This is a genomic window from Methylobacterium aquaticum (genome assembly GCF_001043915.1).
Classification (GTDB): domain Bacteria; phylum Pseudomonadota; class Alphaproteobacteria; order Rhizobiales; family Beijerinckiaceae; genus Methylobacterium; species Methylobacterium aquaticum.
The window spans coordinates 12,999-26,506 of record NZ_LABX01000121.1 but is presented as its reverse complement, the minus strand read 5'-3'; the positions used below and the strand labels follow the sequence as shown (position 1 = coordinate 26,506).

Annotated in this window: 13 protein-coding genes; 9 read left to right on the top strand and 4 right to left on the bottom strand. The window is 71.1% G+C overall.

Going from position 1 to position 13,508, the window contains the following annotated elements; all coding sequences use genetic code 11:
• Positions 1-8 precede the first annotated feature (8 nt).
• The 4 genes from VP06_RS16155 to VP06_RS16140 all read left to right on the top strand — a co-directional run bounded on the left by VP06_RS16155 (position 9) and on the right by VP06_RS16140 (position 5,701).
• Positions 9-794: a 3-hydroxybutyrate dehydrogenase gene (locus VP06_RS16155; RefSeq protein ID WP_048464804.1), complete on the top strand. Its 786-nt coding sequence runs from the start codon at positions 9-11 to the stop codon at positions 792-794.
• Positions 795-1,300: 506 nt separating this feature from the next.
• Entirely contained in the window at positions 1,301-2,341 is a 1,041-nt protein-coding gene (locus VP06_RS16150) for a chemotaxis protein CheB (protein WP_048464828.1), read from the top strand.
• Positions 2,342-2,479: 138 nt separating this feature from the next.
• Positions 2,480-3,193, top strand: coding sequence for a spermidine synthase (locus tag VP06_RS16145; protein ID WP_048464803.1), 714 nt, complete (start codon positions 2,480-2,482; stop codon positions 3,191-3,193).
• A gap of 174 nt (positions 3,194-3,367) precedes the next feature.
• Positions 3,368-5,701: a DUF3772 domain-containing protein gene (locus VP06_RS16140; RefSeq protein WP_048464802.1), complete on the top strand. Its 2,334-nt coding sequence runs from the start codon at positions 3,368-3,370 to the stop codon at positions 5,699-5,701.
• Positions 5,702-5,825: 124 nt separating this feature from the next.
• Here VP06_RS16140 and VP06_RS16135 read toward each other — a convergent pair whose 3' ends face one another.
• Positions 5,826-6,008 (bottom strand): hypothetical protein, encoded by a 183-nt coding sequence (locus tag VP06_RS16135; RefSeq protein ID WP_048464801.1) that lies wholly within the window; start codon positions 6,006-6,008, stop codon positions 5,826-5,828.
• A gap of 223 nt (positions 6,009-6,231) precedes the next feature.
• On the opposite strand from VP06_RS16135, the gene VP06_RS37225 reads away from it, so the two are divergent.
• Entirely contained in the window at positions 6,232-6,438 is a 207-nt protein-coding gene (locus VP06_RS37225) for a hypothetical protein (RefSeq protein ID WP_197093216.1), read from the top strand.
• Position 6,439: 1 nt separating this feature from the next.
• On the top strand, positions 6,440-7,462 hold the full coding sequence (locus VP06_RS16130; RefSeq protein ID WP_053081844.1) for a helix-turn-helix domain-containing protein: 1,023 nt from the start codon (positions 6,440-6,442) through the stop codon (positions 7,460-7,462).
• 277 nt (positions 7,463-7,739) lie between these two features.
• Here VP06_RS16130 and VP06_RS16125 read toward each other — a convergent pair whose 3' ends face one another.
• Positions 7,740-8,027: a hypothetical protein gene (locus VP06_RS16125; protein WP_156295639.1), complete on the bottom strand. Its 288-nt coding sequence runs from the start codon at positions 8,025-8,027 to the stop codon at positions 7,740-7,742.
• 538 nt (positions 8,028-8,565) lie between these two features.
• Between VP06_RS16125 and VP06_RS16120 the strand changes: the two genes are divergently transcribed.
• Together VP06_RS16120 and VP06_RS16115 are read left to right on the top strand one after the other, a co-directional pair.
• Entirely contained in the window at positions 8,566-9,732 is a 1,167-nt protein-coding gene (locus VP06_RS16120) for a multidrug effflux MFS transporter (protein ID WP_425350916.1), read from the top strand.
• Between the two features lie 130 nt (positions 9,733-9,862).
• Entirely contained in the window at positions 9,863-10,519 is a 657-nt protein-coding gene (locus VP06_RS16115) for a transglutaminase-like cysteine peptidase (RefSeq protein WP_048464798.1), read from the top strand.
• Here the strand turns inward: VP06_RS16115 and VP06_RS16110 are convergent.
• Positions 10,503-10,721, bottom strand: a complete 219-nt coding sequence (locus VP06_RS16110; protein ID WP_156295637.1) for a hypothetical protein — start codon at positions 10,719-10,721, stop codon at positions 10,503-10,505. The two genes, VP06_RS16115 and VP06_RS16110, sit on opposite strands and share 17 nt — an antisense overlap.
• 342 nt (positions 10,722-11,063) lie before the next feature.
• Between VP06_RS16110 and VP06_RS16105 the strand changes: the two genes are divergently transcribed.
• A complete protein-coding gene (locus VP06_RS16105) occupies positions 11,064-12,413 on the top strand; it encodes an SGNH/GDSL hydrolase family protein (protein WP_156295636.1) in 1,350 nt (449 codons plus the stop codon).
• A 16-nt stretch (positions 12,414-12,429) separates the two neighbouring features.
• Here VP06_RS16105 and VP06_RS16100 read toward each other — a convergent pair whose 3' ends face one another.
• Positions 12,430-13,491 (bottom strand): threonine aldolase family protein, encoded by a 1,062-nt coding sequence (locus VP06_RS16100; protein ID WP_048464797.1) that lies wholly within the window; start codon positions 13,489-13,491, stop codon positions 12,430-12,432.
• Positions 13,492-13,508 lie beyond the last annotated feature (17 nt).

Genomic DNA, 13,508 nt, shown 5'->3' with positions numbered 1-13,508 from the left:
GATTTCCCATGACGCTGCACTCCAAGACCGCCCTCGTCACCGGCTCGACGAGCGGCATCGGCCTCGCCATCGCGCGGGGTCTGGCGCAACAGGGCGCCAACGTGGTGATCAACGGCTTCGGCCAGCCGGACGCGATCGAAAAGGAGCGGGCCGGCATCGAGGCCGAGTTCGGCGTCCGCGCGGTCTATTCCGGCGCCGACATGAGCAAGGGCGACGAGATCGCCGCCATGGTGGCGCAGGCCGAGACGGACTTCGGCGCGGTCGACATCCTGGTCAACAATGCGGGCATCCAGTACGTCTCGGCGATCGAGGAGTTTCCAGTCGAGAAGTGGGACCAGATCATCGCGATCAACCTGTCCTCGGCGTTCCACACCATGCGGGCGGCGATCCCCGGCATGAAGAAGAAGGGCTGGGGCCGGATCATCAACACCGCCTCGGCGCATTCCCTCGTCGCCTCGCCCTTCAAGGCGGCCTATGTGGCGGCCAAGCACGGCATCGCCGGCCTGACCAAGACGGCGGCGCTCGAACTCGCCACCCATAAGATCACCGTCAACTGCATCTCGCCCGGCTATGTCTGGACCCCGCTGGTCGAGGCGCAGATCCCCGACACGATGAAGGCCCGCGGCATGACCAAGGACCAGGTGATCGAGGAGGTTCTGCTCAAGGCCCAGCCGACCAAGGAATTCGTCACCGTGGACCAGGTCGCGGCGATCGCCGCGTTCCTGTGCTCGGATGCGGCCAGCCAGATCACCGGCGCCAACCTCACGGTGGATGGCGGCTGGACGGCGCAATAACGCCATTCAGCGCGGGAGAGCCGGCGATCCGGCGCTCCCGCGTGATCCCTGGCGGGCGAGGCCGACGGGACAAGCCGCGCGGGGATGCTCGCCAAAGCCCATGGCGTCGTCGTCCGTGTTTCGACGATCGATCGCCACGGTACACGACAGGGGTGTGGATCCTGCCGGAGCAGGGCTCTCCCACCCTCTTCCTGAGGTTGAGGGTGGGAACGAGCTGACCATCAGACCAAGCGTCCTGCCGTGGACCGTCGCCGATCTCGGCAGATAATATACCGCGGCACGGAGGAAATCCGGCTTGGCCAGCCTCCCCGCCGATCGGCCCGGAACCAGGATTTCTCCCGCGTCGCGGTATATCATCTTGAGCATGGGGGCGTGGTGGCGCGGCTCTGCCGGCCGTGCCTCGTCCCCGGGCATTCGCCTGCGCCGTCCACGCATGCACCCTCCGAAGCCTTCCCGCGTTGGCCGATCCTGGCGCGCTGGAGTCCTCGGGCATGAGCATCTCGGGCATGAGCAATCGCGACATCGTCGTCATCGGCGGCTCCTCCGGGGCGACCGCTCCGCTGAAGACGATCCTTGGAGCCGTGACGCCGGACCTGCCGGCGGCGGTGTTCGTCGTGCTGCACAGTCCGGTCCGCAGCCGCGGCCTGCTGGCGACGGTGGCCGCGGGGGCGCGCCACCTGCCGGTCCAGGCCGCGGCCGACGGCATGGCGATCCGGCCCGGGACCGTCACGATCGGCGTGCCGGATCGGCATCTCCTCCTCAGGGACGGCACGGTCCGGCTCGGACGGGGCCCGCACGAGAACATGGCGCGGCCCTCCATCGATCCCCTGTTCCGCTCGGCCGCCGCCACCTACGGGCCGCGGGTGATCGGCATTCTCCTGAGCGGCCTGCTGAACGACGGCGCCTCGGGCCTCGAGGCGATCAAGAGCTGCGGCGGGATCACCCTGGTGCAGGATCCCGCGGAGGCGCTGGCCGACGAGATGCCGCGCAGTGCGCTGGCGGCCCTGGATGTCGATCTCACGCTGCCGGCGGCACGGATCGGCGACGTGCTGTCGGATCTGGTGCGCGATCCTCCCGGACCGCGCCCGCCGCTCTGCCCGGATCTGCGCCTCGAGATCGACATCGCGGCCGGCGGGCGGATCGACAGCGAGGTGCGGATCGACAGCGAGGTTTTGCGGCCCATCGCCGATCCCGCCGCGCTGACCTGCCCGCAATGCCGCGGCGTGCTCTCGCAGATGCGGGATTCCCGGCCCCCGCGGTTCCGCTGCCAGGTCGGCCACGCCTATTCCGGCGAGGCGGTGGCCAGGGAGCAGGAGGCGTCCGTCGACGAGGCCCTGCGGGTGGCCCTGCGCATCATCGAGGAACGGGCGGAACTCGTCCGGCGGATGGCACGGGAGGCCCGCGAGGCCGGGCGCTCCACCGTCGGAGCGCTGTCCGAGGAGCGCGCCGCCGAATATCGCCGCTACGCCGACACGATCCGCAAGGCCGTCCTCCTCCGGCTGCCGGCAGGCGAGCCCTCGGGCGACAACGGCGCGCAGAAGGCGTGAGAGGGCGCCCGGCCCGATCGCCCTCGGGAAACTTCGCCCGGCACGATGCCGGCAGGTGAATCTTCGGCCGGCGGCGCCTATGAGCGGGACCACGATACGAGGCGCCCGCCCCTCCCCCGGCGGCGAGAGACAAGACCGATGAGGCGATCCCTCGCGCCGGGCGCGGCGCTGGCGGCCTGGACCGAACTCGAGACCGGCCCGATTCCCGGCGGGGGCAGGTCGCTGCGGCTGGTGCGACGCGACGACGAATACCTGATCGTCGTCGACGGCATGGAACTGATGGGCAGCCATCGCAGCGGCTCGGAGCGGGAGCTGGCGGCCCTCGCCTGCGCGGGCTTGCGCGACCGCGCCGGTCCGCGGGTGCTGATCGGGGGACTCGGCATGGGCTTCACCTTGCGGGCGGCCCTGGCCGAGCTTGGGCCCGATGCGACGATCGTCGTCGCCGAGCTGGTGCCGGCGGTTCTCGCCTGGGCCCGTGGCCCTCTCGCCCACGTGTTCGGCGGCTGCCTCGACGACCCGCGGGTCGAGATCCGCGAGGCCGACGTCAACCGGGTGATCCAGTCCGGGCCGCGGGCCTGGGACGCGCTTCTGCTCGATGTCGACAACGGCCCGCGCGGCCTGGTCAGCCGGGCCAACGACCGGCTCTACGATGCCTGGGGTCTGAAGCGGGCGTTCTGGGCCCTGCGGCCGGGCGGGGTGCTGGCAGTCTGGTCGGGCTGCCCGGACCGGGCGTTCAAGGCCCGGCTGAAGCGCACCGGCTTTGCCGTGGTGGAGCACCGCCTCCGCTCCGAGCGGCCCGGGCGGACCCCGCACGTGGTCTGGATCGCCACGCGCCCGGCCGATCACGGCTGACCGCAGGCCACGCCGGGGCCGAGCCGGCTCCTCTCCGGGAAGGGGCCGCCATGATTGACGGGCAACACGATCGTTGGCCGACAGCATCCGTCGCCACCGCTTGCCGATCGGTTCGGCTGTGCTAGGCAGCCTGCGGCCAAGCCTCGCCACGGCGCGGCGTCCCGAGCTGTCACCATGCCCCCTCCCGTCTCCGTCGTCCTTCGCGGCGCCGTTCTCGCCGTCCTGGCCCTGCTGCTCGCCCTGGCGCTCCCGGCCGCGGCCCAGACCGGCGATGCGCGCCGGACCGAGCTGAATGCCGGCATCGCGGCGGCCCGGGCCGAGGCGGAGCGGCTGCACGGCGACTTCAAGGGCCTGCTCCGCGTCCGCGAGCGGGCCGAGGCCCTGATCACCGAAGCCAAGGCCGTGCGGCGGGACACGGAGGCGGCCCGGACGCGGCTCCAGGCGCAGGCGGCCGAGATCGCCCGCGCCGCGGTGCCGGAGGCCGTCGGCGCCGAGAAGCGGCAGGTCGAGGCCGAGCTGGCCCAGATCGAGGCCCGGCTGCGGCAGGACGCGCAAAGCCTGCGCGCTGCCGAGGAACTGTTGAACACCGTGACGGAGACGCGCCGGTCGCTGTTCGCACGGCGCCTCCTCGCCCCGAGCCAGAGCCCGCTCACCCCCGCCTTCTGGAGCGAGCTGCTCGATCGCGCGGTGCCGCAGATCGGCGAGAGGATGGCGGAACTCGGCGCCCATGGCGCGGCGAACGACTGGCACGAGGACCTGATCGCCGTTGCCATCGTCCTGATCCTGGGCGGCCTCGTCTACTGGGCCAGCCGTGCGGTCGGACATCGCCTGACACGCCGCTGGCGCCGCTTCGTCGGGCGGATCGGGATCGGCCCGCGGCGCGCGGCGGCGGTCCACAGCCTCATCCATCTCGGCATCATGGTGGCGCCGGTCCCGCTGACGCTGGCGGGCCTGATCCTGCTCGACGACGAGCTGGATCTCTCCCCCGGCAGCCTGGATTCCGTGCTGGTGCGCCTCCTGGCGGCGATCGCCGGCGTGATCCTCGGCACCGGCATCCTGCGGGCGCTGGTGGCGCCGCGCGATCCCTCGGTGCGGCTCCTCGCCGTCGGGGACGTGGCGGCCCGGACCATCCACCGCACCGGCACGGTGATGCTGCTGATCTACGCGGCGAGCCTCGTCTTCGCCGAGTTCGCCGCCATGGCGCGTCTGCGGGTGGCGATCAGCGAGGCGACGACGATCCTCGCGGTCCTCGCCTGCTGCGCCCTGCTCGCCGTCGCCCTGGCGCGGCTCGCCCATGCCGAGCCGCCGGGCGAGGACGAGGCGGCGGCCATGCCGGCCGCCTCCCCGGTCGGCTTCCTCGGCGCCCTGGCCCCGCTCGCCTGGGTGGTGACGGCCGCCGCCTTCGCCTGCACGCTGCTCGGCCTCACGGCCCTGGGCTCGTTCCTGATCGGGCGCCTCCTCGTCACCGGGGTGCTGGTGGCCCTGGGCTGGGTCGTGCTGATCGGCATCGACGCGCTCTCGGTCGGGACCGAGGACGTCGCGCGCTCGCCCCGGCTGCTGCGGCTGTGCCGGACCTTCTCGCTCCGGCCCCGGACGCTGGCGCTCACCTCGATCGTGGTCTCGGGCCTGCTGCACGCCTTCGTCGTCGGCGCGATGGCGTTCGTCGTCGTCGGCCCGTGGAGCCTCGCCCATGGCGAGCTGAACCCGTTCCAGGATGCGTTCCTCGGCACCACGGTCTCGGATCTGCGCGGATGGATCGGCGCCGCCGGCCTCGCGCTCTTCGCCTTCGGCGCCGGCCTGCTGGCGACCCGGCTCGCCACCGGCTGGCTCGACCGGCGCTTCCTGCCCCATACCCGGCTCGATGCCGGAGCGCGCTATTCGGTCATCACGGTGGTGGGCTATGGCGGCCTGGCGCTCACGCTGGTCGTGGCGCTGGGCCAGCTCGGGGTGAACCCGCAGAGCCTGACGGTGATCGCCGGCGCCCTGTCGGTCGGCATCGGCTTCGGCCTCCAGAGCATCGTGTCGAACTTCGTCTCGGGGCTGATCGTGCTGGCCGAGCGGCCGATCCGGGTCGGCGACCTCGTCACCGTGAAGGGCGAGGAGGGACGGGTGAGGAAGATCAGCGTGCGCTCGACCCTGATCGCCACCGGCGACCGCACCGACCTGGTGGTGCCGAACACCGACCTCATCACCTCGATCGTCCGCAACAAGACCCTGACGGACGACACCCAGCGCCTGCGCGTGCCGCTGATCCTCGACAAGGAGACCGACATCGAGGTGTTGCACGAGATCCTGCTGAAGGTCGCCGAGCGTCACCCCAACGTCGCGGCGAGCCCGGCCCCGAGCGCCCTGCTGATGCGGATCGGCGAGCACGGCCTTGAATACGAGGTACGCTGCTTCCTCGTCGACCTCGCGGCGAGCGACGCGACCCGCAGCGAATTGAATACGATCTGGCTGACGATGTTTCGCCGCGCCGGCATCAAGCTCGGCGGGCCGCCGCCGGCGTGAACGGCCCAGGGACCCGCTGGCTCACCGTGGCTCCCGGACGATCGATGCGGGGGGCGTCCGGGGCCACCCCTCTCGCGGCACCGCGAGGACAGTTCCAGGGGGCATGTCCTGCCGCCCGTCGGCTTCAGTTCGCAGTGACGAGCGGAGCCGAGACCACGAGGGCGATGGCCAGGGCGAGGGCGAGGGCCAGCATCAGGGAAATCGCGCGCCCGGCCGTGAGGCGCACCACCGCCTTCGGCAACCGTTCGACGTTCGGGCTCTTCATCACGAGGCTGCGGACCGGCGCGTGGGTATTTGGCGTCAGCATAGCATGGCGCGCCGCACGAAAAATACCAAAGGCTGTGCTTTGCGTCTCAAAACGGAGGCGCTGGACACGAAGGGCGGTGACAGGCGTCGCCTGGATGTCACAGGGCGGCTCCCCGGCGGCGAGGTCCGCGCCCGGGCCGGCCAGCGCTCTCATGCCGTCCAGGGACCGCCATCGACCGCCCTCTGCCCCTCTGGATCGTGGCGGTTCGAGAGCGGGGGCCGAAATGACGGGGATCGTTCGGGTATTGACGCAGCTCGCACCCGTGTTCAAATCATCGGGACGCAATCATCTGGCTTTCGATCGTCGCTCCACCGATCTATCGATGCATGCAACCGGCGCCCAGTTGGCACGGGTGCCTCTCAAGTCACGAAAAGCCGCGCTGATCCTTGCACGGGATGACAGCAGAACGAAGATGGGCAGCGAACGCTGACATGGTGGCGGACGACGCAGTGATGGATCTGGGGCTCGGGCGGCTCGCGGCCGAGCAGCAATTCTCCCTCTGGCACGACCTCGTGCAACCTTTGTTCCGGGTCAAGGTCGAGAACTGGGCGACGTTCCGGGCCGAGATGCAGGCTGCTCCGGTGTCCGATGCGCTGCTGACGGTCTGCACGTCGCGGGCGCAATCCTTCGAACGCGGGATGTGCGACATCCGCCGCTCCGGTTGGGACCACATCGTGATCCAGCAATACCTCACCGGCGGCTTCGAGGGCCAATGCGGCGACACGGCCGTGACGGTGCAGGCCGGGGACATCAATGTCCTCGACCTCAACCGCACCCTGCACACGCGGGCGACGGATTTCTCCAACCTGACCCTGGTCCTGCCGCGAGACCGGCTGCCGCTCGCCCGGTCAAACGATCTCCACGGCCGGGCGCTCGGCCGCGACAGCGCCCTGGCGGCGGTGATCGGGAGCCATTTGCGCAGCCTGGCCCAGCATGCCACCTCGCTCTCGCCCCGGGAGGCGGACACCGCCATTCAGGCGCTCTGCCTGCTGCTCTCGGGCAGCGACCTGCGGGAGGCCGATCCGCTGGCGCGGGCGGCGGCCTGCGCCAGCGTCCACGACCGGGTCTGCGCCTATATCGACCGCCACCTCGAAGACCCGACCTTGAGCCCCGCCGGCATCGCGGCGGCCTGCCGGGTGTCGCGGGCAACCCTGTACCGGCTGTTCGGCTTCGACGGCGGCGTCATGGCCTATGTCGCCGGGCGCCGGCTCGACCGGGCATTCATGGCCCTGTGCCGGTCCGACGCCGAGCGCAGCAGCATCGCCCAGGTGGCGTTCCGCAGCGGCTTCACCAGCGAGACGCATTTCAGCCGCTCGTTCCGGACGCGGTTCGCGATGAGCCCGCGGGAGGCCCGCAACCGCGCCCGCGAGGGACAGAACCCGATCAGCATCGCGGCCGGCCTCGGCCCCTCCGACTGGGTGCATGCCATGCGGCGCATGCGCGAGGCGTTCTGAAGCCAAGCCTCTCGCCAATCCTTCTTGCCAAGCCTTCTTGCCAAGCCTTCTTGCCAAGCCTTCTTGCCAAGCCTTCTTGCCAAGCCTTCTTGCCAAGCCTTCTTGCCAAGCCTTCGGGGAGACAGGTCCTCGACCGCGGCGGGCCGGATGCCGATCGGCGTCTTCGAGTCTCTCGTGCCCTCGGCACATCCGATCCTCAGCAGACTTGCGCTTGCAGGCCAACGCAAGTCTGCTGAGGATCGCACTCGGTCGCGGATTTTCGCCGCAGATCCGGCCGTTACTCTTGCGGGATCTCCGTGGTCCCGTCCGCAGCCGCATCGACCAGACGCAGCACGTCGCGGCGGATCTGCGGATCGGTGATCCGGCCGAAGGCGCGCAGGAGCGCGATTGCCTGCCGCTCGAACTCCCGCTCGTCGATGACCACCGCCCCCGCCGGATCGATCGAGCCCCCGAGCACGTCCTCGATCTCGCGCAGGCGCCGCACAGACAGCCGGCCGGCCGGGACCACGTCGTCGCCGGAAGCGGGCCACGGCCACCCGCCGGGACGGAACACGCTATCGGACATCGCCATCTCCCGTCCCCGGATCCGCTGGCGCCGATGCTGCCCCCGGTCCGGGCCCCGCGCCATGAAAACGCACCATGAAACGCGCCATGGGAAAACGCGCCATGGAGACCCCACAGTACGGGCAGGACCGTTCGCGCACAAACGACATGAGGGCCCCCACCCGCATGCGATGGGTTGCACCGGCCCCGCCGGATCGGGCCCGGTCGAGCGGTCCCCGCGGCAAGGACCAGCCATTCGCAGCCGGCATGCCTCCGACGACCGGCCTCGCCTATACCAACGGCCCAAGATGCTGACGCATCGATTCGATCTCGGGCAGGCCCGGGATCAACGGGGCCGTCGACCCATCTCGAATTGTCGATGTCAAGCCGGAGGCTTGGCGACAATTCGAGAACGGAACTAAAGGTCGTTTGCAACGTCCGTTGGTATGACACAGGCGGGAGATCCCGACGACGAACACCGAGGCCACCGCGCGATGACGATGTCACCGAGGCGTCCCGACCAAACGAGTGACCGGTCGGCGTCCGGCCAAACCTCGTCAATTCAAACCTCACCCCGTCAAGCGTCGCTGCCGCTCCTGGTCGCCGTCACCATGACGGGGACGGTGGCCCTGCACATCTTCGTGCCGGCGCTGGCCGCCGCTGCCGCCGATCTCGGCACGACGCCGGTCGCCGCGCAGTTGACGATCACCCTCTATCTCGTCGGCCTCGCCTGCGGGCAATTGGTCTACGGACCGCTCTCGGACCGGTTCGGCCGCCGTCCTGTGCTGATCGCCGGCCTGTCGCTCTACCTCGCCGGACTGCTCCTCGCGATCCCCGCCCCCTCGATCGAGGTGCTGATCGTCGCCCGGGTGCTGCAATCGCTCGGGGCCTGCGGCTCGCTCGTCCTCGGCCGGGCGATGGTGCGCGACGTCTCGACCGCCACCGATACCGCCCGCAAGATCGCGATCCTCACCATGGCGATGACCCTGACGCCGGCCCTCGCGCCGGCGATCGGCGGCCTCGTCGCCGGCGCCTTCGGCTGGCGGGCGGTCTTCGTGGTGCTGGCCGTGCTGGTGGCGGGCCTCGGCGCGCTGGTGGTGCTGACCCTGCCGGAGACCAACCGGCGGCCGGTGGCGCTGCCGGGGATCGGAGCCGTCGCCACCGCCTATGGGCGCCTGCTGCGCAACCCCGCCTACCGGGCCTACCTGCTCGCCGGGGCCTGCGCCGGGACGAGCCTCTATGCCTTCCTGGCGGTGGCGCCGTTCCTGCTCGTCGACCGGCTCGGCCGCTCGGCCCAGGAGGTGGGGCTCGACTGCCTGATCGTGGTGGCCGGGATGGTGGTCGGCGCGGCCGTCGCCGGGCGTCTCGCCGGCCGGATGCCGATCCCGCGGGCGGCCAGGATCGGCAACGGCCTGTGCCTCGCCTCGGCCCTGGCGCTGCTGGCGATCGACCGCACCGGGCATCTCACGGTGGTGACGCTGCTCGCCCCCCTCTCCGTCTACGCGGTGGGGATCGGGCTTCTCGGGGCGAACGCGGTGGCAGGCCTGATGAACGTCGATCCCCACGCCGCCGGCGCGGCATCGAGCCTCTACGGCTTCACCCAGATGGCGTTCGGCGCGCTGTTCACCCTCGTGGTCGCCGCCTGGCACGACGGTTCGGCGACCCCGGTCGCCGCGACCCTGCTCGGCGCCGGCCTCATCGCCGCGCTCTCGCTGCGGCGGGCGTGAGCCAGTGGCAGGCCGAACCCGCTTGCCTGTGAACAGACGTTAACCTTTTCTTAACTCACCCATTGCCCCGGCGGACCCGGCATGCGACCAACTCGTTAACAAGAGCTTAACGGTTGCGGGTACCGGTCGGATGCGTATCGCGGGTCGCATGGGCGGAATCGGAATCGCGCGGGCTGCGGCGGTGGCCGCCGGTCTCGTCGGCGGGCTGCCGGGTTCGGTGAACGGGGCGGGCAGCCAGACCCTGGCGGCCCTCCCGCCCGTCACCGTGCCGGCCGCGACGGTCGGCGAGGCCCGGCCGGTCCCGGGCTGGACCGAGTTCTGCGCCCGCTACACCGCGGAATGCGCCGTGGATGTCGGCGAGCCGGCGCAGGTCACGCTGACCCCGCGTCTGTGGCAGACGGTCACTGGCATCAACCGGCAGGTGAACACCAGCCTGCGCGCGATCACCGACCAGGAGCATTGGAGGGTGCCGGACCGCTGGGACCTCGCCGAGGACGGCTCGGGCGATTGCGAGGATTTCCAGCTGCTCAAGCGCAAGCTGCTCGCCCAGGCCGGCCTGCCACACCGCGCGATGCGGATGACGGTGGTGATCGATGAGAAGGGCGAGGGCCACGCCGTGCTGATGCTGCGCACCGACCGTGGCGACCTCATCCTCGACAACAAGATCAGCGCCGTGCTGCCCTGGCACAAGACCGGCTACACCTACATCAAGCGTGAGGGCGACGAGGGCGCGCGCTGGGTCTCCCTCGGCCGGGCGGTATCGCCGGTCGTCACCGCGAACCGCTGAGGCCGGTGCCGTACTGGGCGGCCAGCACCTCGCTCGCCAGTTCGGCGCTGGCATTGGTCCAGGGCAGGCCCAGAACCACCCGCACGCCGGGCGCCGGCGCGGGGACGACGGGCCGCGCCATCGGCGCGGTGATCGGCATCGGATCGAGCGCCGGGCGCAACGGGACGGCCACGGCCTCCCGTCCGCCCCTGCTCAGCAGCAAGGCAGATCCGATCCCGATGATGAGCGCGGCCTGGAGACCCAGCCGCCATACAGTCCGAACCATGTGACGCACTCGCCTGTCTTGCGGCAACGTTGTTGTCGATCCGTCGCTCGCTTGAGACAGATCATTGGCCGCCGCCGCTTAACGACCGGTCGTCACATCCGACCGGCGTCTCGTCGCGCACGGGCGATGTTCGGGGATGCTGAATGGAGGTTTACACTGACCTTCATCATCCCCTAACCTTGACGAGGGACGAAGGCCGCGGCCACGGGGTGGGCTGGGCTCGATCGCCGCGCTATACTCGGTGGCATGAGGATGCGGGCGAAGCCGGGAACGATGTCGATGGGATGGCCGACGGGCCGGGCGCTGCCGCACCTCGTCCTCTGGAGCCTGCTCGCGGGCTTGGGCGTGCCGGAGGCGGCCCGGGCGCAATATTACGACGACGGCTATGGCTACGGCTACCGCCGCGCCCCCGCCTACCGGCCGGCGCCCGAGCCGCAGCGTCCCTTCTACTGGCCTTGGGAGAACCGCTCCCCCGCACAGCCCTACATCCAGGATGGCGGCCGGCCTGCGGCGCGCGGCGCCTATCGCACGCCCCGCCCGCGGCGGGAGCGGGAGGTGGTGCCGAGTCACGAGGGGCGCTCGGTGCAGCGGCCCAAGCCCCGCCCGGCCCCGGTCGTCGCACGTCCCGCCGCCCCGAAACCGAAGACCGACCCGCGCACGCAGATCGCGGTCTTCGGCGATTCCCTCGCCGAGCTTCTGGGCCGGGGCCTCGACACCGTCTACGAGTCGAACCCGGACGTGACGGTCATCCGCCGTGCCAAGGGCGACAGCGGCCTCGTGCGCAAGGACGTGGTCGACTGGCCGAAGGCAGCGGAGGACTACCTCAAGTCCAACCCCAAGGTCACCTATGCCGTCGTGATGGTCGGCGCCAATGACCGCCAGCCCCTGCGCGACGGCGACCAGACGGTCGAGCCCCTGAGTGAGCGCTGGCGCGCCCTCTACCGCGACCGGGTCGATGCGCTCCTGAAGGTCTTCACCGATCGCAAGGTGCCGGTGGTCTGGGTCGGCGAGCCGCCGATGAAGAGCGAGACGCTGTCGGCCGACATCACCTCGCTCAACGAGATCTTTCGCGATCGGGTCCAGCGGGCGGGTGGCGTCTATGTCGACATCTGGCCGGCCTTCGTCGGCGAGGACAACCGCTACGCCGCGACCGGGCCCGACCTCGAAGGGCAGCAGGCGCGCCTGCGCACCTCGGACGGCGTGCACTTCACCCAGGCCGGCGCCCGCAAGGCGGCGCATTTCGCCGATGTCGAGATCAAGCGGCTGATCGAGGCGACGACCGGCACGCCGGCTTTGCCGGACGCCGTCACGCCCCTCGCCCCCGAGGCGGCGCCGGCCGCTGCCGGCGAGGCCAAGCTCGACGACGACGCGGCGATCGACCGGCTCATCACCACGATGCTGCCGAGCCTGCCGGAGCCGCCGGGCATCCCGGCCCTGCCGGTCAAGCCCGCCGCCGGCCCGGTGCTGCCGCTCACCCGCAACGACGTCTCTCCGGGCGGCCAGCTCGTCACTGGCCGGCCGCGGATCGACCGTGACACCGGCTATACCCTGGAGCGCAGCCTGATCCGCGGCGCGGCGCCGACGCTCCAGCCCGGCCGGGCGGACGATTTCCGCTGGCCGCGGGGATGAGCGCCGCGCCGGGGCGTCAGGCGGCCCGGCGGGCGAGGACCAGAAAGTCCTCCACCTCTGCCTCGGTTGTCGAGAAGGCGGCGATCAGGCGGATCATCCGCTCACCCTCCCCCACCCTGTCCCCTTCGGCGAGGCTGCGGCTCGTCCAGGCGTGATAGACCACGCCGGCCCGGCGCAGGGCCGCATCGAGCCCGGCCGGCAGGATCGGGAAGACCTCGTTGCCCTGGACCGGCCAGGCCAGGCGCACCCCGGGAATCTCGGCGAGGCCCGCGGCGAGGCGCGCCGCCATCCGGTTGGCGTGGGCCGCATTCGCGCGCCAGTGGTCGCCGTCGAGATAGGCATCGAGCTGGGCGGCGAGGAAGCGGCCCTTCGACAGGATGTGGCCGGCGCGCTTGCGGCGGAACTCCAGGGTCTCGGCGAGATCCGGGCGGAAGACCACGATCGCCTCGGCGGCCAGCGCCCCGTTCTTGCTCGCCCCGAAGGACAGGATGTCGATGCCCGCCCGCCAGGTCATCTCGGCCGGCGGGCAGCCCAGGGCCACGAGCGCGTTGGCGAAGCGCGCCCCATCCATATGGACCGTGAGGCCATGGGCATGGGCGATGCGGGCGAGCGCCGCGATCTCCTCGACGGCATAGACCTGCCCGCTCTCGGTGAGTTGCGACAGGGTCAGCGCGCGGGCCGGCATCTGCTTCACGTGCCGGGGCAGGCCGCTCAGGAACCGGTCGAGGGTGTCGGGCGCGATCTTGCCGCCGGGGCCGGACAGGCCGTGCAGCTTGGCGCCGTGGGTGTAGAATTCCGGCGCGCCGCACTCGTCCTCCATCACGTGCGCCTCCTCGTGGCAGAGGCACAGGCCGAAGGGCGGCACCATCACCGAGAGCGCGAGCGCATTGGCGGCGGTGCCGGTGGTCACCGGGAAGACCGAGAGGTCGGCGTGCTCGAACAGGGCCCGGAAACGGGGGGTGAGCCCGAGCGTGAGCGGATCGGCGCCGTAAGCGGGCATCGCCCCGCCATTGTGGCGCAGGATCGCCTCCAGCACCGGAGCGCTGGCGCCCACCACGTTGTCGCTCGCGAAGTTCATCGGCTGGAAGGCTCCCT

Bases quoted from the DNA above. Each gene is read 5' to 3' on its own strand.
- VP06_RS16155 (WP_048464804.1), top strand. From the start codon at position 9: ATGACGCTGCACTCCAAGACCGCCCTCGTCACCGGCTCGACGAGCGGC.
- VP06_RS16150 (WP_048464828.1), top strand. From the start codon at position 1,301: ATGAGCAATCGCGACATCGTCGTCATCGGCGGCTCCTCCGGGGCGACC.
- VP06_RS16145 (WP_048464803.1), top strand. From the start codon at position 2,480: ATGAGGCGATCCCTCGCGCCGGGCGCGGCGCTGGCGGCCTGGACCGAA.
- VP06_RS16140 (WP_048464802.1), top strand. From the start codon at position 3,368: ATGCCCCCTCCCGTCTCCGTCGTCCTTCGCGGCGCCGTTCTCGCCGTC.
- VP06_RS16135 (WP_048464801.1), bottom strand. From the start codon at position 6,008: ATGCTGACGCCAAATACCCACGCGCCGGTCCGCAGCCTCGTGATGAAG.
- VP06_RS37225 (WP_197093216.1), top strand. From the start codon at position 6,232: ATGACGGGGATCGTTCGGGTATTGACGCAGCTCGCACCCGTGTTCAAA.
- VP06_RS16130 (WP_053081844.1), top strand. From the start codon at position 6,440: ATGGTGGCGGACGACGCAGTGATGGATCTGGGGCTCGGGCGGCTCGCG.
- VP06_RS16125 (WP_156295639.1), bottom strand. From the start codon at position 8,027: ATGTCCGATAGCGTGTTCCGTCCCGGCGGGTGGCCGTGGCCCGCTTCC.
- VP06_RS16115 (WP_048464798.1), top strand. From the start codon at position 9,863: ATGCGTATCGCGGGTCGCATGGGCGGAATCGGAATCGCGCGGGCTGCG.
- VP06_RS16105 (WP_156295636.1), top strand. From the start codon at position 11,064: ATGGGATGGCCGACGGGCCGGGCGCTGCCGCACCTCGTCCTCTGGAGC.
- VP06_RS16100 (WP_048464797.1), bottom strand. From the start codon at position 13,491: ATGAACTTCGCGAGCGACAACGTGGTGGGCGCCAGCGCTCCGGTGCTG.